Below are 22590 nucleotides of genomic sequence, written 5' to 3'. Positions count from 1 at the left end.
CCAAGAAAGAGACTCGGCTTGGAAGTCCGAGTCAGGTATTATGGTAAGAGCATGGTGTTGCACTTCAAATGCTAATCTAAGAATAGAATAAAATTTCATTTTTATTTGCATAAAATATTTATAGATACTTGTTTTTAAGCATGTAAAAAAAAATTGGACGAAGCTTTTTTTTTAAAGCTTTCTCAATAATATAATTTACAGATGAAGAAGCCTGCACCTAAAATCTCCGTACAATCTTCGTCCTTGTATTTTCAAGTACTAATCAAGCAAAAAATTGATCCTAAGATACTATAAGCACAGCTACCAGGCTTGCTCTGACGCAATCACACTTATTCTGATAAAGGGATTCAAGGCTGCTTAAGGATTAAATTTCTATTTAGATTGTCTATAAAGATGCTTACTCGCTTTGTCCACAATCTGATTAAACTTGATAGTTAATGGACTCATAATCCGTTGGTCGACAGTTCAAGTCTGTCTGGGCCCACCATATAAAACAACCACTTAGGTGTACTAATCCTAAGTGGTTTTTTTGTTTTTAGATTCTGGTAAGCAAATGGTAAGCAGATAAAATCAACTTAAACAAACAGTTTCTTTCTATAGTTCTACTAGGTTTGGATGTGTGCTTGGAATGAAGTCTTGAAGTTTCGGGTGAATGCGGAAATCTGCTTCGGCTTTTGTAGATATCTCTTTAACTTCACTAGACCAGTTTTTCCTTCTGTATTCTCGCCAATTTAATTTAATTTTGAGTGGTCGACTGTATCCTTTTAATTCTATAAGGAAGATCTGATCACATAATTCATCAAATAAAAAGACATGTGAACGATGGAAGTGAGGATTTCTTTTTAGTAATAACTCTAATGAATTTATGAGAAGTGAACAGCAATCATTAGAAAGAGCGGTACTATTAATGGTTACTCCCCAGTGATGCAATAAATACAATGCACATAGGCTGTCGAGTGAGCCATAGCTTGCTATATGTTTTAAGCAACTCTTATCAAAGTCTTTAATACGTCCATTGGATGAAATGAACTCTACGATATAGTGAGGTAAAGTAGCTAATTCTAATAATATAAGATCTTCATCAACTATTTGATATTTCAAAATTTTCCATAGAGGATGGTTAATAATATTAGATGAGCCAATACATTTATATTCAACTGTACTTATCCAATATTTTTGTGGTGTAGATAAACCAAATTTATACTTTTTAAATAAGCTTTTTACATCGTGTTCTTCTGGGTATCCATAAAAAAACTTCTCCATATCATAATCATTTTTATATCTACCAGAATGTACTAACTGATTATAAAAAAAGTCATACCAGCTTATCGTTTTTGCAAAATCAATCCTGGTTCTTCTCGGGCGACCCATACATCACTCTGACTAATTAAAGTTCAAATCATTTTAATTCTAAATTAGGAAAGAAAAAACCTATTTTTGTAATATTACTTTCCAAATTTAGGTGTGTTTTGATGGCTTTAAATCAACACGGAAATAAAAAAATGTCATTTAAGCATAAACATAAGCCGATTACAGATGATTGGCTTTTATTGACTACTAGAGAGACAGCTAGGCTTTTAGGGTATGCAGAACAGACTTTACGTAAGTGGGCTTTATATGAAAATGGCCCAATTAATCCTATTAGACATGGACGTACTTTTCGTTGGGGTAAGGCGAAAGTCTACAAATTTGCTTGCTTAAAAGAAGACTGATTTTGAAGATGGTATGGACTAATTGCTCATACCTATTTACTAGGTTTCAACATGCAAAAAAAATCATTTGAAGTTCTGATCAAACTCAGAGCACTTTTGATATTAGATTTACCAGACTTTATTCGAGGTTTTATCTTGAATCTTAAAAACAAGCTGGATGCTTACATCAAAAGAACTCTTAACACGGGGGCGAAATCGAATAAAGCCGTTGATGAATTTGAGGTCCTAAAATGGTTAATCCATAAAATTCCTCTAGATCTGCAACAGGTCGACAAGCACAAACAGAAACATGTCCATGCTGTGCTGTTTACCTGTTTTTTTACTCAATTATCCGAAGCCTTAGGTCTGCGGTTATCACAGCATATGCGATCGGATCCAAATCTGCAGCGTCATGTTCAATTGAGTGCCAGCACCTATAAAAAATACTTCAAGTTGCATAAAGACTTGAACCTCAAGTTAGAGCAAAACCAAATTTTCAATTTTTACCCTAAAAAATTATGGTGATTTTATGAGTCAAAATGATAAATCGTCAGAGTTAGACGAAGAAACCAAATTATTGGAAGAATGGGTCAATCAGTTCCTGAGCGAAAAAAAACAAATTTTGAATCAGCTCCTTGCGCAAGATCAGCAGGCACAGGAACTGTATGCTGCTGCTCACAAAATACATGTGGTGATTAAAAATAATCGGATAGTGACACAACAGAAATTATTAGCAGGCTTAACGCAATGGACTAAAAGTGCATCTATAGGACAACTAAGCGACCAACAAAAAGCAGCATTCATCTATTCCTATCTTTTGACTGCAGTCTTGTGCGAAATGCTGAAGGGAATCATCTTGTTAGAGCCTCAGATTACAAGGGATGAAAAGGGTGAAAAAAAGGTTATTCTAAATAATTGTAAAAACAACAATAAAATCAATACAGTATCTTATAATTTAAAACTTATTTTGCAAAAGCAGTTATCGAATACTGAGAAAAATAAACTGTTGTATAAAAAAGTTACACGAAAACTCCAAGCTATGGATGAATTTGATGCCAACGAGTTAAAAATTCTTTTAGAGCGTAAAACAATAAAAAATGATTTTGAACAGCTTAATCTTGGCCGCTATATTCAACAATTTATTATTGTTTTCAACGAGATTGCCAATAGTAGATTAAATTCAACAGTAATTAATGTTCAGGCTTTAATTAACGATATTAAAAAGGGCATGACCTATAAATCTGATTCAGGCACATCATCGTTGGATGTAGAGAATGAGGATACTGGACAAGATACAGACGTCAATATTTCTGATCCTGAACAGGATGAGATCGCCAAGCGGGTGAAGGGGAGTTTCTCTGACGACAAACAGAAACAGCTTGAAAAGCAAACTAAGCGAATTCAGCGACGTGACTTAGCCTGTAAAACTAATCCGCTTTATCTGAAACCCAGTTTATTAACTGAGGTATATCAGCGATTGCACGAGTGTTATCAAGAAAATACGAGAAATGATGCATATCAATCGGCTCTAGCTGTGTGTGGTCTGATGTGTCTCTTGACCGGTCTGAGTCCAACGGTCTTTCAAAAGATCAAGTATTTGATTGGTATTGGTAGAATTAAAAAAAAATCAGTCAAAAAAGTCATCCATTATTATTGGGTGATCGATCCTAAGTTGAATGCCAATCATTCCGGTGCCATGCAAGATAAAGCACAGCGTTATAATCGGGCCTTAACCCTAGAATGGCGCATACCAGCACCCTGGATCACCAGTTTAGAGGCTTTAGAGGAACCTGAATTTTGTGTGATTGAGTACAATAATTTTTTGCGGGAAGTCTTTAAAGAGCATCAGATTGGTGAAATCACCTGCGGGATGTTAGAGCGACAAATCTATTTCCATCTGGATATGGAGACTGGTGATAACCTAGTCGCACACTTGTTGGCTAATCGAGATACTCATCATATCGTGCAATGGAACTATGAAGGGCGTCAGATCGATCAAATCGACCAGCATTTTCAAGGCTATATTAATGTTCTATTAGACCGTAGAAAAGGTGATCCATGGATTGAGAATGAACACCCTGGCCATATTTTTCATCGTGAGGAACGTATTGGTAGTCAGCGATGCTGGACTGTAGAGGCCGCGAGTGAATTTTTTAATCAGCTTTATCATTTTGTCAAAAACACATTAGCCAATACTCAAGCGAATCTGATCGAGAAGCTGAATGCTTACAGCATTTGGATGTGGCATCTTTCCTTAATCTGCCTGACGGTACGTCCAATAGTCGGCATGCCGGGGTTACTCAAACATTACGATCCTAAGGCACAACTGCTTTATGTGCATGATAAAAAAACTGATTCACGAAAAGTAGGACGTCCTGTTCCTGTTACAGGCTACTGGCAGGATCATTTCAATGCATATCGAAAATATCTGACGCAAACCATCGAGACACTCGGGATAACTAGTTTTAAAGTGAAATTGGAAAATGATGGTTTTATGCTCTATGTCATCTCACATCCTCGGATCAAGTCCCAAAAAGGTCAGGTGAATCTTGCGGAAGTCGTGGAGCATTTGGAGTTACAGCCCATGTCTGCTGATTTTGTCACGAATTACCTTAAAGAGACCGTGCAGATTTATAAAAACTGGCCAAGGCATTTCACTAAAAATCATCTCGCCTTGAGTGGTGACATTCACAATACGCTATATACCCATGATAAGCAAAGCATGGGATTCAGTCACATTTCTGGGTTAAGCCCTTATTTCTACAAACACGACATTCAGCAGCAAGTTAAAAGCTTGCTCAACAAACTAGAAATCGCAAAGCTTGAAGTGCTTTAAAGGACCATCTTGTGCTTGATACATCACTCGTTACGCAATTAGAAAATGCCATTAAAAGAGAAATCGCCGACATTTTTAAAGAAACTTCTCAGCTGATCACTGCTACATACACAGATGTAAATTCTGACCTTGCTCAAATTGATTTTAAGTGGCTTGATCAGCAAATTCTGGACAAGTTCAATAACCATAGAGCAGTTTTAGAGCAGCTCTGCCAAACATCCAAATTTAAGGACAAGGCTGCAGATTACCTTCAATTCTGTTTTAAACAAGTGAAACAGATTTGTAAGGAGAAAAACCAGCAGTGGCAAAAGGATTACCCATCCTATGCCGAGAGCTATGAGATTAAGTTGCCCGATTGGATCGTCTACACACCTAAACGTCTAGACAACGTTTTTTCAGGACGAAAGTTACAGCAGGGTACTATGCTCGTCGAGGTAAAAGAAAAACTGTATGTGAATTGGGCGGATTATCTCAAACAAAAAACTCAAGGTATCCTCTTATACTCTACGGCTAAAGAGCAACAAAAATTAATGAATACCTTGTTTGAATGTCTGTGTATTTCATTAATTTTTGATCAGGGATGCATTCAATCTGAACGGTTGCTGGCGATTCATGATGCAATTTTTAAAATGAACCTGGATAGTGGCTTGCTTCCGATCTATTCAGGTGACGAAAAGGTTCAAAAAGCTTATGTCTTTTCATACACGTTGCCCTCGACAAAGTATGGCAACATCTATCGTCAGGATGGCGAAGAAGAGGCGGAGTTATGGCAAACCCAAAATATTTATTTCAATGCCTTTGCGATGCTATGTTATCGACGGATTCAGGAGCTAATTAATAGATCGCAAGGGCATGAATTACAAAGCACTTCGCCATTGCTGTGCTGGGAAAAAGAACAGAGTGAAATTGAAACGGGGAATCAGCCTGAAGCCTTACTGCTAGAAAAACTTAAAATCCATTTAAACATTGTACTGAATATGGCGGAGGAGGGGGACTCTAGAAAAGGACGTGAGGATCAGCCATTTACACAGCTTAATCACGTGAAGCTATTTTTAAAAGGCTTGGAAAAGACCGGTTTTGCCATTTTTAAGCATATGGATTATGTCTTGTGGCAAGAGATTCCTAATCTGGATGTGTTAAGTGCCAGTGTACTGAACAATCAGATCATCACTTCGCCTTTAATCTATGAGCAGTATACACAGCTCTATGATCAACCCGATAACTGGAAAACCATTCAGACCAGAATTAGAAACCTTGGCAAAAATAACCAATTTTTAGAATTGGAGATGCCTACAGTTACAGTCAAAACATTTCATGATCGACGAACCGGTCAACGTCATGAGCTGAAATCCTGGCTTTTATCTTTTCATCAGGAAATCAAACCCAAACAGCTTGCGGATCAACTCCAAGAAAGCATCCAAAAATCTGAGGACTATAAATCTGCGTATGAGGCTGGAAATGGCGAGTACCTAGATTATGTAGTGGCTATTGCACATTTACGCGTGTGTCAGTGGTTAGAAAACGAATTTGCTTATCATAGGAAAGCAGCTATTAAAGTCTCAACAATCAAGCGTTACTATAGTAGTTTTGTGCTTGACCTACTTTGTTATGTTCTAGAACAGCAGATCAATCTAGATACAGCCACTGAAGAGCAGTTTGAGGAAATGTATCGCACGATTGTTGAAGAAAAACTGCTGAATGATCAGAAAAATCATAAAACGACCGCCCAAACCAACAACAATAAAAAATACAATACCTCGGGTTATGCCTTTGATCGGCTGAAAGCCTTTCACCAATACTTAGTCAAGAATCATCGTGCACCGATTGTGCAATATTTATATCAACGTCAAAGTGACGGTTTATTTTTAAAAACTAGACTCATTAGTCCGCAGATGTTTCAATTGATGATACGGATTCTTAGAGAATACCCAGAAGCTTTGGGTCTGACTGAGCAGGATGCAACCTGTTTAGAATGGGTCTATACATTGGCATTTAGACTGGGCTTGCGTATTGATGAAGCTGCCGGGATCTGTATCGATGATTTTGTATCTCCGCAGTTACGAAAACATCCTGACAATCGACAGCTCTATTATGTGTTTGAATCCGCTTTAGATCAGCAGAAAGACGATCGATCTGACCATAAAATGAGAAAAACAATGGGTGATATTGATGATCTCACCCTTAGGATTCGTCTAAATTCTGAGCGTGATCTGAAAAGTGATAATGCCACGCGTCAGTTTGATTTAGTTCATTTTTTAGCACCGGACGAGTTCACAGGATTTTGTCGCTTTTATCAAAACCTGTTACCTGGCTCTAAAGCGATTGCAGCAGTCTGCAATAGAAAAACCAAACAGCTCTTTATGCTGGGTGAACAACCTTTATCCAGTACAAATTTATCAAAAATTACCAAGTTGCTGTTTAATACTGTATTAGGGACAAACGATCATCAATATACCTTTCATGCTTTCAGGCATAGTACCGCTTCACATTTGGCTATCCTTTTAAAAGGTAGCATAGCACTGGTACGTTGTTTTACTGACTATGATTCCGAGTTTGGGCGTAAGCTTAAAAAGCACATTTTACCCAATATGAAGGATGCTTCATCGCGTAGTGCACAAGCCTGGTCTCGACTTGCGCATCTGATGGGGCATGAAGACATTCGGATCACTGCAAGACATTATCTGCATCATCTGAATATCCTGATTGCTGACATGTTTTATCAAGCAAACCGTGAATATTCACCTCAATTGATCAAGGCATTATTAGGCGATAGTCAGTTGATGCATCGCGATTTCAAAGTTGAATTTCAGTCGAATGAAAGAGATATTTTAAAATTGATGAAGAAGATTCATTCACACACAGAAAATAATTCTCAAACTGCTACATTAAAGAGCAAGAAAAAGCAGAAGCAGCCTCAACAACAGGAAGTATTTTTATACCGTGAAACGTTTTTAGACGAATACCGGAAGTGGCGGGAAAAAAAAGAAATAGCAACGATCGATCCTGAAGTATTGAAGTTCATTCAATCGATCAGCCAGCCGTTTTCTCTCTATACAAATCACGTTAAAAATGATGCTAATCCTGAGGATCTTATCGGTTTTACTTGGAATAAAATGGTGATATGGTCTAGTCTCAATCAGATTGAGAAACCTTTTAACTTAAATAAAAATGTAACCCAGAAAGATCTTAAACATTTTTTTTATTGTTTAGAAAATAAAATTTCACTTGAAAAAGATCGTCCTATTTTGAATTTTAAGGCATCATCTGAAAATGACTTGATTGACTATCAAAGATTCTTAGATTTTATCAATAAACTTTATTCAAAAGATTCAGATAATTTTTCAAAAGATTCAGATAATTTTGAATGGGATGAATATAATCCGGGTGAATTTAATAATGTAAAAAAGGGCGAGGTGAAAATAAAAAAATATAAAATATGGAATAAAAAAGATAATAATTTTGTTCAAAAGATGCTGTTGCAAAGCGTCTTTTACAAGATGAAAGAGTGCTGAGAGTATCAAAAAAGAGTGCTGAGAGGTTCTATCAGAGGTTTAGCATATGAACGGAAATTTATCAAAAAAAATACATTGAAAACATATGGATATTGTTTTTAATTTTACAGCTTGGTTTTTCTGAGTATTGGTTTGCAGATAATCAGTTTTTTAGCGCTCAAAAATGGGGTAATTAAGAGTGAAAATCCTACCCCTATTCTTAGCTTTTTTTGAGTGATTTTAGACAGAAATGCAAATCTTTTTGAGAAATTTTTTAATATTTAATCTTTGTTAAAGTTAATAGAGGTATCTCGAAATTATTGTTCATTTAAATAATGTATTTTATTGGTTTTAAAGTAATCAATTGGATTGAGTGTTAATTTATAGTAAATGGGGTTTTTATGGTTGTGAAAATCTGTTTTAGAAGTTTATTTTAATTGATTGAAAATTTTTGGTATTTTTAAAAGAATGATTCTAGCTTTTAATTTATTTAGTAGGATGCTGTTTAAAACCTAAGTGCTGTGGTTATATAAAGACTAGAAAGATGGAATTATTCTAAAAAATATAAACTAGAGATATAACTCTTTCAATAATTTGATGCAATCCAACTTGGTTTACATCGGACTTTTGCGATGATCACCTGACTACTTTTTCCAGAATGTTCTTCCTAGAAGTTTGAATGTTTTTAAGAATTCATTTATTTATAAAGATCTCTATTAGATCTCTTTCATAAATCAAAAAACGATCTATCTTTTGCTGATTATTTGTACCGAAGAATCTTAAACAATCCTGCATAATCTGCGGATGAAATACATCGATTCAAAGAAGCTTTCAGAAACACAGTTCAAGCGATACACCGGCATCTCATGGTCAACCTTTGATTTAATGGTTGAGCAATTGAAAATGCATGTTCCTGCTAAAGGTAGACCACCTAAATTGAGCATAGAGGATCAGATTCTTCTATACTTAAGTTATTGGCGTGAATACCGAACATTGTTCCATGTCGCAACAAGTTATGGTGTCTCAGAGCCCACTGCTTTAAGAGTTGTCCGTCATGTGGAGGACTGCCTGATCAAGTCCAATCCAAAGGCCTAAAAAAAAAGAAGAAAAGCTATAGTGGCAAGAAAAAGACTCATACATTCAAAGTACAGGCCATCATTCATTATCAAACTCAAACAATCCTGAGTTTATGTAGCAGTCACGGTGCCGTACATGATTTTGAACTCTTCAAACGTAACTTGAATCAGATTCCTGCAGGTGCCTTTATTCTTGCAGATAAGGGTTATCAGGGAATTTATACAGTGTATCCAAATAGCTTGTTGCCATTAAAAGCAAAGAGGCGCTGCAAACTGGATCCTGAACTCAAAATCTATAATCAGGAAATCAATAAAAGAAGAATAGGGATTGAGCATGTATTCGGCAGTTTGAAAACCTTCGAAATTCTTGCTGAGCGATATCGTAACCGTGGAAAAAGACTAGGCTTAAGATTCGATTTAATTGCTGGAATCTATAATTTGGAACTGAGTAAAAAATGTCTTATGAAAGAAGTCTATTTTTTATCTTTCCATGATTCTATGTTTTTTTAGCAGAGTACAAGTATGTGCCAGTCGATCTAAAATGACTTGTCTGTAGCATTTCGTATCATAGACTCCCCATCAGTATATAAGGATTCAATGTGCTCCTCAGATGAAATGTGATTAAGTAAATCACCAGTGGGGGAGTACCTGATATTATTTGTTGTGAGCAGTGCCTTTTGGGATGGTTGAAGCAATATTCTAATGTGGAGCTTGCGCCATGGATATTGATATTCAGGTTGATGTTTATAACGTTTCCACTCAACTTACGTATTTTGAAATTTTGAATCAATCAATTTTTTGAATTTTTCGGTAGTATACAAGAGTTGTCAAATGGTGTGATGCAATTGAAATAGTAATCTCAGCGTTAAATAATTTAACAGATTTAGAAATCCCATTAATTGAAAAATGGAGGCGAACTAAATGAAGGATACGTATATAGAGGCAGATCATTGTATTCAAGAAGCTTTACAAGGGGGTATTGTCCACTTAAATGATAATTTATATTTTTTAAGTGCTGAAACAGCCTTACAACAAGTCCTTATACCTGAGCATGTTTGCTGTACAGCACCATACTGGATCATTGGATATGAGTTGCCTAAGCCGATTCAAAATAAACAGGAATTAGAGTCATTATTTGCATGGCATAACTTTTTTGTTAAATTTGCTAGCAATGCTGATGAATTTAAAGATTTCAATCCTAGAGATGAGTGATTAACCCTTATAGTGACTTATCCATTCTAATTTTTAAATTTATTAGTGCGAGCACATGATAACTTCTGTATCAACTAGATATAAAAGGATTATTTGTGAGTAGAAGTATAAAAAGGCAACTTGGTTTCTTTTTAATCGTACTTTGCGGATTCATTACATATAATTATATAGCTACTCGTCAAGCGGCAAATATGGAATTGAATTCCAACGTTCAAGAGCGAGAGCGAGCATTTATTCAGAAACGAGCTGAATACATAAAAAATCATGGCGAGACTAGTATTGCTGAGCAAGAGCTTCATCAGGAATTGGCATTCAGGAGTGGGCATGCTTTAATGAATAGTTCGTCTTCGTATCAGAGTGTTGAAAAGCAAGAACTAGAGTAATCTGTAAAGTGAGGAAAATATTATGGTACAGCAGATTGCTTCAAAAGAGAGCGCAAAAGAACAATTGGGTCCGCAGTAAAAAAATCAGCAAGATAAAATTCAGAATTTCTTAAGGAATTCTTCAACTGAGATTTCTTGTTCTACATAGAAAACACCATTTTGGTCTGCTTTCATTTTTTTAATAGAATTACCTTGGATTTTATGGATATCTAGTAGATCTTTAAGTATTTGATCTGCAATTTTATTTTTCCAATCATTTTCTGGATCTAAAGGAATCGACATGAGTTTCTCCTGGTTCATCGTGTAGAAGCTAAATCATCAGCCCTACAGGATGTTTGATATTAGAGTTGGTTTAAATTGTTTCAATACGAGTATGATACTTAAATTTCGATGATCAAATTTTCTCTAAACCCATTTTTTCCTTGCTCCTGAGGATACCCTAAAGGGTTGATCACTAATCTGCATCCATCGACTACAGTATCAATTGATGTATGCGTATGTCCTGAAATCCATAACTGAAAGCCTTTAACATCTAAATTATTAATAAAATAGGGGTTAAGGGCCGATGCAACAGGGTGCTTACCCCAATAAGGATCAAGACAAGCTAAATGAGGTGGAAAATGCGTAATAACGATCACATGATCTTGCCCTCTAAACTGCATAATATTTTGATGATATTTTTTAAATAGTTTTATGTAGTCATTAGTAGTTATAGTTCGGTTATCACTACCAATCATTATTTGATCAAAATCGTAAATCGATTGTTCAGCATCTTTTTGGGACTGTAAAAGTACCTCAGGATATGTAAGTGGTGAATTGGAGCGAAAGTTCGTAAACAGCGTGCCACCTACAAATATTTTATCTTGAATTTTGATATGGTTATCATCAAGTAGCGCATTTTCAGGGTAATTTTCTTTTAAAAAATCTACGACTGAATTGTAGTTAGAGTTGTAGTAATCATGATTGCCCAAAACAAAGATAAATTTTTTATTTAGAGATTTACATTTTTCGGCAAATTCATTTGCACCACTTAAGCGATTAGAAAAATCGCCAGCGTGAATAATGACGTCAGCTAGTTCTGATATCGAATATTTGGAATTATGAGTATCCGATAAAATTTGTAGTTTCAATCTACTTCCCTTATTAAAATACGCCGTTCAAATATATACATCTTCATTCGAATAAGTTTACATCAACTAAATATTAGAAATTATAAGATACTCATCTGTATCCTTAAGCCTATAAAAATATAGGTAATTATTTTTGAATCAATTGATTAAATATTAATCATAAAATTTGACCAATTAAATTTATGCACATAAGATAAAGATGTTACAGCAAAATCTGTGACCAGGCGTGGAAACCTGAATTTACTACAGAAGCAGTAAACCGCTTTGGCGGTTTTTTGCGTTAACTATGTTTAGTCTATCGTAATGGTAGGCCAAGCAGGGCAGTCTATGACTGGCCGTCTTCTGTAGTACGGTATTTCCACCCCTGTTTGGCTTGCCTCCATCTCGTGGAAAAGTTGGAAGCTTGTTTGTAATTAATTACTACAGGAACTAGACATGAACATTTTCTATAATATCCCTTATTTTCTCCAAGCTATTTCTTCTGTTCTTAAAGAATAAAATTTTCGAAATAAATTTTCGTCATGTTTAATTAATTTTACTTTTATAAATTTCGTAATCTTACGAGATATAGAGAAGTATTGCCTAGAGAAAATAAAATGGCCCGTACTAAGCTTTTAACCAATATTATTCAAAGAAAAATGATGGTACCTGACGAAATGTCGCATTCAAATCTGCACCATAACTTTGAAATATCACTTTATGACTTCGCCAACCATGAGATTCTAGAAAAACTATATAAAGCAGACAATCAACGCTCCACAGAGTGCTGGAGCCCTGCTGAAATTCAGGAGTTTATTCTAAACTGTTTGAATGATCGTAATGTCAATTTATGCGTTCGCTATTGGAAAGATGCTGCTGGTAATATTTATATCATCGATGGTGGGCACAGGATTTCAATTATCTATGCTTGGATCAAAAGATACTTTATTGATGAGCAAGTAATAGGAGCCCCAAAATTCACGGCACCACAAAAACGAGATATTCGTCAGATTCGTAATCGATTAGGTGGATTAGCTGATTTTCAAGAGTTATGTAGCGATTCTGAGTTTCAGCAAAAATTAAAATCAACCAAAATTAATTTTATTGAAGTCATTGGGACACCTGAGGAAGCTCGAAAAGCCTTTTGTTCAATCAATTCGGATACGAAACGATTAGATCCAGATGAAGAATATCATTTACAAAATAGGGGAAGTGATGCTTTTTATGTGATTTATGCGTGTTGTTATATAAACGATAATAAATCCAACTTGGCTGAACTGAATTACGAGCGGATAAATGAAGTGATTACTTTGGGTGAGCAAATTCATGATCATCTTTTTAAGATAATACTTTTAGAGCCGGATTTAACACACGGTAAAAAAATCGGCTTGGTCAATGAACTCCTGAATATCATGTTTGGTGATACTTGTCAGAATACTGTGAGTATAGACCAAGGTCAGCGTGTAGAAAATTTAATGCTAAAACTTAGAGTTGTGCTGTGTCGTATCGCTACACCAGCAATTAGTATTCGGATTCCAAGTCTGGGCTTACACCCAAAACTATATTTTTATAAAGATAATCGTTTTCAAGTGACATCCTTTTTGGCCTGGTTCTCTATCGTCTGTGAAATTGAAGAAGACTGTTTTGAAATACAGAATAAGAAGTTAGATTTTATTGGTTTTACCCGAGCACGCCGTGGTGTTGAAAGTTTAATTGAAAAAATTCCTGTGGCCATCAAAGAAACTGTAGGTAAGTTTGGTAGCGGGATCAGATCACATGAGCGATTGAAGAACGTGTATCAAGCCTTTATCTGTATTGGACTCAATATGGAATTAGATTTTGAAGATGAAGTTTGTTTGAACACCGTCATTCTTTCGATGAGTCAATCATTTGATTATATTAATTTTAATGATTTTTACCTTGACCGTTTTGGTGGTGATTATGATGAGAGCATTGTGGATGATGTTGTTAGCTTTGTGAAATCAGTAAGACTAACAAAGAAGAAAAAACCTCTAAATTTTTCACTCGCGACCAAAAAAAATCTTTATCAACGTGAGGAAAGGAAAACATGGAGCTATTGCGAAGTATGTGATAGCGCTCTATACCTTGAATCGACTGAAGTAGATCATCGAGAATCGAAAGCAGAAGGTGGTTACGGTGTTTTAGAAAATGGAGCAATTATTCACCCGATATGTAATCGTTTTAAGTCAGATCGTGCTTTGGAAGAAGTAAGAGCAGATTTATTTGACTAAAAAGATAAGGGAGCAAATGCTCCCTTATCTTTTTGTTTTTTAGTAGACTGGGATCAGTGTTTAGCCTAAGCAACCAATATGAAAACAATAGACTATTACAACCAATACGCAGATCAATTTTTACAAGCCACGTTGTATGTGGATATGGAAAGCCTATACCAACCATTTTTAGCTGAGTTGCCAGATTTTGCACGCATCCTGGATTTAGGCTGTGGCTCAGGGCGTGACACTTTGGCTTTTAAAAATAAAGGCTATCAGGTAGAAGCGATTGACTATTCAGAAGAGCTGGTCAAAAAGGCAACGATACTGTCGGGTGTTAAAGTGAAACTCCAAAGCTTCTATGATTTAAGTGGGGTTGCTATCTATGATGGAATTTGGGCATGTGCATCTTTGTTGCATTGTGAGCGCAGTCGATTAGTTGAGGTTATTGGAAAATTAATCTCTGTTTTGAAGCCAGGCGGTGTGCTGTATATGTCATTTAAGTATGGCAATAGTGATCGAGAAAAAGAGGGGCGTCAATTTACGGATTTAGATGAGGCTCAAGCAAATGATTTACTTGAGCAGTTTGATAATGTTCAACAGATACAGCAATGGATCACGGTAGATCAGCGACCTGATAGACAAGAAAAATGGCTTAATCTGCTTTGGAAAAAACATGCTTAATTTTATTCCCACTGCACAAGAACAACTCAAATTTCTAAAGAATATTCAGCTGATTTTACAGTCAGGGAGTTTTAGTAGTACTTATAAATTTGCATTGCTAATTAGCCTAAGCCGATTAGCTATTGAAAAAGGTGAAGATTCAGGTGAGAGTCTATCACTCGAATATACGGATATCGCTGAGAAGTTTATCGAGCTGTATTGGAAGCAAGCGGTACCCTATACCTTTAATGATGAAGGGCAGCTGATTTTAAATCAGAACAATGGTAAACAAGCTGCCATTGTGAATCGCATTATACAGCTTCGGCAAAGCTACTCTTCTTTGGGGTTATTAAGACGAGATTCATTGGTGTGGTTGAAGTTAGTTAAAGATGTCGCTCGCACTGTAAAAGACATGCCAGTCCGCTACTTGCAAAACATCAATGGTCAAAATTTTGAGTTTTTATATCAGCTTGATCGGTGTGGAAAGCAACTTATTCTTCTACCGCAAGTCATGTTTTGCTTAAGGCAATTCAGTGAGATCATTGAAGAGCTTTGCCAGAAACGTTGGATTGACTATATCCGTAAGAACAGCAGCAATGCACCTATTTTGAATCAGTTGCCGAATCTTGAACAATTCATGTTTGAGCCGAGTAGAAACCAGTTGAATGCGGTAGCAAATGTATTGGTCGAGCTGCAAGACTGTAAGTGCTTCTACTGCAGTAAACCGATGCGAAATGGCAATTACGCCGTTGATCATTTCATTCCATGGTCTATGTACCCGTCGGATACAGGTCATAACTTCGTATTGGCAGATTCAAGCTGTAATTCTAAGAAAAGTAATCTACTGGCATCTGATGAATTTTTGCATAAGTGGCAAGAGCGTAATGAAGAACAGGATTTGATTATTGTGGATCGGATATCAGTGCTCGGTTTTTTGACGGATAAAGAGCGGTCGCATAAGGTGGCTGAGTGGGCTTATGCACAAGGAAAAGAAAATAATTATTTGATGTGGACGGGTTAAATTTATAAGGAAGTGAAATGGCACGGTATCAATATGCAAAAAATGAACATGGTGAAATTGTCAAAGCAGTTGATTTAGTCGGACAAGAAGAAAAATCTGAATACATTTGCTTTGGCTGTGACAATCCTTTAATTGCAAAGGTAAATGGAAAAATCAAGAAACCGCATTTTGCCCATAAGACGGTACTCGACTGTAATGGTGAAACGTATTTACACCGTTTGGGAAAGCGTGCTTTTTTTGATACTTATCAAAGATGTTTAACTGAAAACGAACCATTTTATATTACGTTCAACGTGCCCAAGAAATGTCATAAATTTAAAAGATCCATCCGAAAACATTGTGATCTTGGATATGTGGTGAAACGTTTTGATCTCACAAGTTACTTTTCAAAAATACAAGTTGAAAAAAGGCACGATCATTTTATTCCCGATCTATTGTTAACTCGTCAGAATAATGTCGAAGATTGTATTTATATTGAAATTGCTGTGACGCATTTTTTGAGTGAAAAAAAGGAAAACTCAGGCAAGCGAATTATTGAAATACCATTGGACTGTGAAGAGAATGTCGAAAAAATTTATCAGGCAGACTTAAAGCAAAGTGATGCTCTTTTTATTGGGTTCAATCAGGAAAGTGCTCCAATTGTAGATGCTGATTGCAAGTGTATGCATAAGCGGTATTTCTTATTTCTAGTTTGGGATTCAGGTAAGGCTTGGCTGGGTTTGGAATATTTAGCAGATATAAAAGCTAAGTTATCGAAGTATCAAGATAAAATTGAATATAGCAATATTATTGAAACTGATTTGGAATTTGAAAACTCAAATGTACTCATGGGCTATGCACATGGAGATATGTTTATCTCGCAGTTAAAACTTGCAGTTGAAAAGAAAATACCTGTGAAGAGTTGTTTTCTGTGTAAATACAGTGGTGATAATTACAACTATACAGAAGGGTTACCTATTTATTGTAAAGCCAAAAAGAAAGCGTGTAATTCAAATCAGGCTGCGGAATGTGATTGGTACCGATTAGCATAAAATATTTTCTTGATTACTTTTTATACTGATTTGAATCGTTTACGGCAAAATTAAAAAAATACTTCTTCCATAATGCCTCGATCAGCTCGATATGAAGCTGAATCTACATGAACTAAGGAGAACATAATGAGTAAAGCAGGCTGGCCAAGTACAACAGGGAATCCTTCTGGCGGTGGTCGCGATAACAATCCACCACGTAAGTAAGGAGTAAAACAGATGCACTTAAGATTACAGGTTTCAGGGCCAAAAGGCGTCAGTCTTTTTTCTCCTGAAACGGCTTTGTTGCACAAAGATTTGAAATGCAAAGCGCCCCCTAATTTTGAGCCAAATTTAAGGCGTAACTTGGGTAAGTGGTCGACCTAATTCCGTAAATCTGTTAAGGACTGCTACACGTGCATGGATCTCATTCACTTGGCTATCAAAACTCCTTGCACTGAGTTTATCTCCTAATAATTTGATGCAATGTATCTTAGTTTCAACCAAACTTCGCCGATGATAGCCTGACCATTTTTTCCATAGTGTCCTGCCTACACGTTTAATTGTTCGAAGTAATTCATTTCGCTCTAGCGAGCTACTCTTTGTATCTTTCCATGGTTTCGCATTTTTTCTAGGTGGAATCACTGCATGTCCTTGCCGATCTGCAATGACCTGATGGCATCGTTTTGTGTCATAAGCACCATCTGTATAGACAGAATCGATTTGTTCATCTAATGGGATTTGAGCAAGTAAATCTTCCAGTACCTGTGAATCACTGACATTATTTGCGGTGAGTTGTACAGCACGTATTTGAAGGGTTTCAGCATCGATATCAATATGAAGCTTACGCCATTGGCGACGATATTCAGGTCCATGTTTCTTACGCTTCCATTCACCTTCACCTAAAAACTTTAGGCCAGTAGAGTCTACGAGTAGATGGAGACCACCACTACTTTTTTGATAGCCAATTGCAATATCGATATGCCTTTGTCTTCTGCACAGTGTGGAGTAATCTGGCGCTATCCAATCTAATCCACAAAGCTTAATCAGACTTTGGACAAAGCCTTTGACTATTCGCAAAGACAATTTAAATAAAGATTTGATCATTAAGCAGCATTGAATAGCAGTATCGGAGTAAGTTTGATTTCGTTCATGTTTGCCTTGTGATTGTGCATACCACTGGGTCTTTGGATCGAACCAAATAGCAATATTCCCACGATTAATGAGGGCTCTGTTATATGCGGGCCAATTGGCTGTGTGGTAGATTTTGTGTGTAGACTTCTTCATTTGAAAATTATATTGCTGAAGAAGCCCTCAAGAACAGCTTTGTGCAACAAAGCCATGAAATACTATAATGTTATCATTAATCTATTTTTATTTAAGTATATGTGATACACGGTAAGCTTATGGCCATCTCTATAAGACAGCCATAACTAGAGCATTAATTTTATTTGATAAATTTATTCTTACATTTTTTCAACTAAAAAATCTAGACTAAAAGTAGAGCATTTTAATCTTTGATTAATAGGTGAATATTGGTTAATAGAGAACTCTTTATCATACTTCATATTCCATGCTTGAGTATATTTAGGAATATTATATTTTAAAGTATAATTCCATGTATCAGAAGGCATAAGTATCTGATATTCATCCGAAGTATTAGAACATTGAGGGTCTTCTATTGGTTCATAAATGTTTTGATTTTGATCTCTCAGAATTACAGGTGGTTCACATTTATATCTATACTCATAAATAGGATAAAGATTATTATTTTTAACAGTAAGAACAAGTGTTAAATTTGAAGTGGGTTTTGCATTAGTATCTATTAGAAAAGTACCATGTCCATCTTTCAAAATAGCTTCATTTGTCTCACTGTTTTGAAAATATGATGAAATTGTTAAGTTTTCACAAACTTGTGTGTATACACCTTTTGTCCAAATAATATAGTCATTAGTTTCTTCTTCAGTAGTTAACGGTGGATTATTACCTCCGCCAGCAGTAGGCAAACCTGTACCGCCTAAAGATACACCGCCAGTGTTTAATGAACCTAAATCATCCCCACAAGCACTAATAAGAAAAACTGATATTAAATAAAAAAAAGGTTTGTTCACTATGAATATCCTTTTTATGTGAAAAATTTATTATTTAATATACTTTATTAATAACGTGTCAGGTATCTATTTTTCAGTATTATCTTTTTTTAACAATTCATCAAACTGATATATACCCATACTAAAGCGGTATTTTGCATTTAATTTTCCCTCATCATTTTGTGAGCATTCTAAAGCTTTATCCACTAATTTTTTTGACATTTCTTTCCATATAACATGAGTATAATCTTTTAATATTTGAACTGATTCCTCCGTTAATTCATCTGCATTTATATTTTGTTCAAGAAACATGTTCGGAGAGATTAAAATATTTGATAAGCCTGATGAAATATGATCTGAAGCAGATTGTGCAAGTAATTTTTGGCTATATGAAGAGCTATTAGAAGGGGTAAAAGATTCAGTATGTAGAATTATTGTATTTGCAACTTCAGTGATAAGCCCAAGACGATCTAATTCAAAAATAATGGCTCTAGGGTGTTTATCTTGTGAAATTTCTTTTGCCAAATTCTCAAAACTTATTCCTTCCCCCGTAATAGGAATTTGTTTTGGCCATTCTTTTTGAATCCATAATGTAACTACACGCGCACTAATATTTGAAGAAGTTTGAATAGCAGTATCATTTTGAAGATTACTTTTTAGTTCACTTACATCTCTCCTATTTAAGCCTGAGAGTAAGCTTATAGACGAGTCAGTTAATTTTTTATCCAGTTTCTCTAACTCAACGAGTGACTGTTTTAGAAAGATTATTTTTAAAGCTTGCGAGAATTCACTAAATCCTACACCTGAGCTAATTAGCCAAGATACCAGAGGGTGCATAACTTTAGAAACATTTTTTTTTGCAATTTCTGAAATTGGCAATAACGAATCTGGCATAAAAAACTCTTTCAAAAAAACTATATAATTCAGTAATTTAATTTTATTTCTACATCTGATCTTAAGCAATAGTATAAATCAAAAAATCATTCCAAAAAGTTATTTTGTGTATTACTTAAGCAAACTTAATAATATTTTTTATTACTTAGTTTTTTGATTATATCAATAAAAAAATTATTAGTAATCAGCAGGATAAATTTTTAACAAAAAAATAAATGTGCAAAAAGCACATTTATATGTAATATATGTGTGTTATGCACATTTATTTTTTTAAAAAATGTGATCTATGTTGCATTATTGTTTCCTTGAAATGAGACATTTATCACATAAGTAAACACATTGGGTCTTGATATGAATAAAATCTATAGAGTTGTATGGAATGCCTCTTTAGGGGTTTGGGTGGCGGTTTCAGAACTAGGAAAAGCAGGAAAAAAAACAAAAGCCGTAAAGAATGCTAGTGAAAACTATAATTCGATTAATAATGAAAGTTTGCTGTCAAAGCTTTTTAAAATTAGCATGCTAGCTGTATGTATTGGTGGTGCATCTCAGACATTTGCTGCCAAAAAAATTACAACAACAGGTTCTGGAACAGGTTTGGTCAGTCATGACAATGGCGTAGTCTATGATGGAAATACTTCCTTAGAAATATTGTATTGGAACAATCCTAATGTACCGTTGTTTATGCAAAGTCAAGTAGCTGCAGGAAGTGCTATAGCAATTGGTGATAATGCTAAATCTCTGAGCAGGGGATCTGTTGTTATTGGTGGAAATGCTACAGCAACAATTGATGGTGCTACTTCTGCTGTACAGGATGGTATTAACCTAGGTGCTCAAGTTGTAATTGGATCTAATTCATATGCAAATGGAAATAACAATGTTGCTATAGGTAATAAATCATATACGACAGGCAATGCTTCAATTGCAATTGGACGTGAAGCTGCAGCTAAAGGTGATTATTCTTTATCATTAGGGACTGTTAGCTCAGCAACAGGGGCAAGATCTACAGCAGTCGGGCATTCGAGTGTTGCGTCTGGTACTGGCTCAGTTGCAATTGGGAGTTCAACTGGAACGGGAAGAGATTGGAATAATACGGGTACAACTGCGAGTGGTAGTAATTCAGTTGCAATCGGCACTTCAGCAGATGCTACAGCTTCTGATGCATTAGCTTTAGGTAGTTCAGCTCAAGCAACAAAAGTATATAGTACAGCAGTTGGGGTGAATGCAGAGGCTAGTGAAAATTCAGCTTTTGCTGGCGGTGATACTGCTAAGGCTACTGGTATTGCTTCTACCGCTGTTGGTGCATATACAGAAGCAGTTGGGCAAAGTTCTTTTGCTGGGGGGTTTCAATCACAAGCCGTTGGTACAAATTCAGTAGCTGTGGGTACTGCGACTGAGAGTGGGGAGTATGCCGTTGCAATCGGATCACTTACTAAAGGTATAGGCGTGAGTTCAGTCGCATTAGGAGCATCAGCTGAAGCTCAGGGAGAACGATCTGTAGTTGTTGGCACTAGTTCGGTTTCTAGTGGGCTTTCCAGTGTCGCAGTTGGTGATGGTGCTCAATCTGGCGGTAATAATGCTATAGCGATAGGTACTACGGCACAAGCCACAGGCCAAAATTCGATTAGTATTGGTACAGGTAATATTGTTACTGGTATTGGTTCTGGTGCAATTGGTGATCCAACCATAATTACTGGTTCAGGAACATATAGTTTAGGTAATAACAATGGCACAATTGATGCAACAGAAAGTGGCGTATTTGGTAATAACAACCAAATCGTTGGTAAGATTGCTAGTGTCCGCGTGGTAGGGAATGAAAATACTGTTGAACATACTAATACGCTTGTAGTGGGTAATAATAATACCACTGCAGGTGAAACAGCAATTGTTGTTGGTCATAATAGTACGGCTGGACAACAATCGCTTGCTTTGGGTACAGGTGTTAATGCGACAGGAGGTGGAGCAATTGGTATCGGTGATACTGTAGAAGCGACAGGTGATAAGGCTATTGCTGCCGGACATTTATCTAAAGCGATCGCTGAAGGTGCTATGGCTTTAGGTTGGTATGCTAACGCTGCTGGCGCTATGTCTAGTGCTATAGGTACTGCAGCAGAAGCCGAAGGGGAATATGCTACTGCTACTGGTTCTTATGCAAATGCGCTTGGTAGATTATCAACTGCTGTTGGTTTTGGTGCATCATCAAGTAAAGAAAACTCTATTGCTTTAGGCGCTTACGCGACAACGGACAGTGATGCAACTGAACAGGTTTCTACTACATTAAATAATTTAACTTATGGTGATTTTGCTGGGCAAGTAACTGATGCTGGCATGCAGGTTTCTGTGGGGGCTTTAGGGAAAGAACGTCAAATTAAGAATGTTGGTGCTGGTGAGATATCTGATAAAAGTACTGATGCCATTAATGGGAGTCAACTTTATGCAACTAATAGTGTTTTAGGAAACGTTGCTAATAGTACAAAAAATATTATTGGTGGAGATGTCAAGCTAGATTCAAATGGAAATATTACAGGTCCGTTTGTAGTAGATAGTTTTAATTATAAAAATATTTCTGAAGCAATTTCTGCTTCAAAAACAGTCGTTGCAGCAGGTACCAACGTTGCAAGCGTAGATAAAGTAACGGATGCAGCGACAGGTCAAAGCACATATACAGTCAATGCCAATGGCACAACAGCATCAGCGGGTTCAGATGCAGTAACTGTTAAAGCAGGCACGGCGAATGCAGACAATGTAACTGATTATGCAATTGATTTAAGTGATAAAACGAAAGACAGCTTAGTTAAGGCAGACAGTGCATTACAAAGCATCGAAACCCAGATTGATGGTGTAACTGTTAAGAACGTCAATAAAGATGACAATAAAGTTAACTTTGTG

The 22590-nt window shown here is 36.0% G+C and carries 18 protein-coding genes and 2 pseudogenes; 14 read left to right on the top strand and 6 right to left on the bottom strand.

Annotation, left to right across the window (positions count from 1 at the left end; translation table 11 throughout):
- Positions 1-594 precede the first annotated feature (594 nt).
- Entirely contained in the window at positions 595-1371 is a 777-nt protein-coding gene (locus tag FTU13_RS14575) for a hypothetical protein (RefSeq protein WP_180128697.1), read from the bottom strand.
- Between the two features lie 101 nt (positions 1372-1472).
- On the opposite strand from FTU13_RS14575, the gene FTU13_RS14570 reads away from it, so the two are divergent.
- From FTU13_RS14570 to FTU13_RS14535, 8 genes are all read left to right on the top strand, one after another.
- Positions 1473-1712, top strand: coding sequence for a helix-turn-helix domain-containing protein (locus FTU13_RS14570; RefSeq protein WP_180128699.1), 240 nt, complete (start codon positions 1473-1475; stop codon positions 1710-1712).
- Between the two features lie 51 nt (positions 1713-1763).
- The gene (locus tag FTU13_RS14565) at positions 1764-2216 is read left to right on the top strand and encodes a transporter (protein WP_180045974.1); all 453 of its coding nucleotides are present in this window, start codon (positions 1764-1766) and stop codon (positions 2214-2216) included.
- 4 nt (positions 2217-2220) lie between these two features.
- Positions 2221-4527, top strand: coding sequence for a hypothetical protein (locus FTU13_RS14560; RefSeq protein ID WP_180128700.1), 2307 nt, complete (start codon positions 2221-2223; stop codon positions 4525-4527).
- A gap of 11 nt (positions 4528-4538) precedes the next feature.
- Entirely contained in the window at positions 4539-8039 is a 3501-nt protein-coding gene (locus FTU13_RS14555) for a hypothetical protein (protein ID WP_180128702.1), read from the top strand.
- Positions 8040-8822: 783 nt separating this feature from the next.
- On the top strand, positions 8823-9113 hold the full coding sequence (locus FTU13_RS14550) for a transposase family protein (protein ID WP_180024855.1): 291 nt from the start codon (positions 8823-8825) through the stop codon (positions 9111-9113).
- Positions 9002-9604: a transposase family protein gene (locus tag FTU13_RS17520; protein ID WP_373456155.1), complete on the top strand. Its 603-nt coding sequence runs from the start codon at positions 9002-9004 to the stop codon at positions 9602-9604. Before FTU13_RS14550 ends, FTU13_RS17520 begins: the two co-directional genes overlap by 112 nt.
- A 411-nt stretch (positions 9605-10015) precedes the next feature.
- On the top strand, positions 10016-10306 hold the full coding sequence (locus tag FTU13_RS14540) for a hypothetical protein (RefSeq protein ID WP_151766085.1): 291 nt from the start codon (positions 10016-10018) through the stop codon (positions 10304-10306).
- A 95-nt stretch (positions 10307-10401) separates the two neighbouring features.
- Complete coding sequence (locus FTU13_RS14535; RefSeq protein WP_180128703.1) at positions 10402-10689, top strand: hypothetical protein; 288 nt, start codon at positions 10402-10404, stop codon at positions 10687-10689.
- 99 nt (positions 10690-10788) lie between these two features.
- Here the strand turns inward: FTU13_RS14535 and FTU13_RS14530 are convergent, their stop codons facing one another.
- Both FTU13_RS14530 and FTU13_RS14525 read right to left on the bottom strand, forming a co-directional pair.
- Positions 10789-10971, bottom strand: a complete 183-nt coding sequence (locus FTU13_RS14530) for a hypothetical protein (RefSeq protein WP_151766087.1) — start codon at positions 10969-10971, stop codon at positions 10789-10791.
- 98 nt (positions 10972-11069) lie between these two features.
- Entirely contained in the window at positions 11070-11819 is a 750-nt protein-coding gene (locus tag FTU13_RS14525) for a metallophosphoesterase (RefSeq protein WP_180128705.1), read from the bottom strand.
- 596 nt (positions 11820-12415) lie between these two features.
- Between FTU13_RS14525 and FTU13_RS14520 the strand changes: the two genes are divergently transcribed.
- The 4 genes from FTU13_RS14520 (at position 12416) to FTU13_RS14505 (ending at position 16744) form a co-directional block, all read left to right on the top strand.
- Complete coding sequence (locus FTU13_RS14520) at positions 12416-14050, top strand: HNH endonuclease (protein WP_180128706.1); 1635 nt, start codon at positions 12416-12418, stop codon at positions 14048-14050.
- A 78-nt stretch (positions 14051-14128) separates the two neighbouring features.
- Positions 14129-14713 (top strand): class I SAM-dependent methyltransferase, encoded by a 585-nt coding sequence (locus FTU13_RS14515; protein WP_180128708.1) that lies wholly within the window; start codon positions 14129-14131, stop codon positions 14711-14713.
- Positions 14706-15713 carry an HNH endonuclease domain-containing protein gene (locus tag FTU13_RS14510; protein ID WP_180128709.1) on the top strand — a complete coding sequence of 336 codons (1008 nt, stop codon included), beginning with the start codon at positions 14706-14708 and terminating at the stop codon, positions 15711-15713. The genes FTU13_RS14515 and FTU13_RS14510 overlap by 8 nt, the downstream gene beginning before the upstream one ends.
- A gap of 17 nt (positions 15714-15730) precedes the next feature.
- A complete protein-coding gene (locus FTU13_RS14505) occupies positions 15731-16744 on the top strand; it encodes a competence protein CoiA family protein (protein WP_180128711.1) in 1014 nt (337 codons plus the stop codon).
- A gap of 330 nt (positions 16745-17074) precedes the next feature.
- Here the strand turns inward: FTU13_RS14505 and FTU13_RS14500 are convergent, their stop codons facing one another.
- The 3 genes from FTU13_RS14500 to FTU13_RS14490 form a co-directional block, all read right to left on the bottom strand.
- On the bottom strand, positions 17075-18007 hold the full coding sequence (locus tag FTU13_RS14500) for an IS5 family transposase (protein WP_180128713.1): 933 nt from the start codon (positions 18005-18007) through the stop codon (positions 17075-17077).
- A gap of 179 nt (positions 18008-18186) precedes the next feature.
- Positions 18187-18831 carry a hypothetical protein gene (locus tag FTU13_RS14495; protein WP_180128714.1) on the bottom strand — a complete coding sequence of 215 codons (645 nt, stop codon included), beginning with the start codon at positions 18829-18831 and terminating at the stop codon, positions 18187-18189.
- Between the two features lie 66 nt (positions 18832-18897).
- Positions 18898-19704 (bottom strand): DUF6502 family protein, encoded by an 807-nt coding sequence (locus FTU13_RS14490; RefSeq protein WP_180128715.1) that lies wholly within the window; start codon positions 19702-19704, stop codon positions 18898-18900.
- Positions 19705-20055: 351 nt separating this feature from the next.
- On the opposite strand from FTU13_RS14490, the pseudogene FTU13_RS17660 reads away from it, so the two are divergent.
- Positions 20056-20151, top strand: a pseudogene (locus FTU13_RS17660) (ESPR domain-containing protein); the annotation flags it as partial.
- A 69-nt stretch (positions 20152-20220) separates the two neighbouring features.
- Positions 20221-22590, top strand: a pseudogene (locus FTU13_RS14485) (hypothetical protein); the annotation flags it as partial.

This window comes from Acinetobacter sp. YH12064 (assembly GCF_013419735.1).
Classification (GTDB): Bacteria; Pseudomonadota; Gammaproteobacteria; order Pseudomonadales; family Moraxellaceae; genus Acinetobacter; species Acinetobacter amyesii.
Note: the sequence above shows the minus strand (reverse complement) of the source record. Positions and strands in the feature narration are given on the sequence as shown.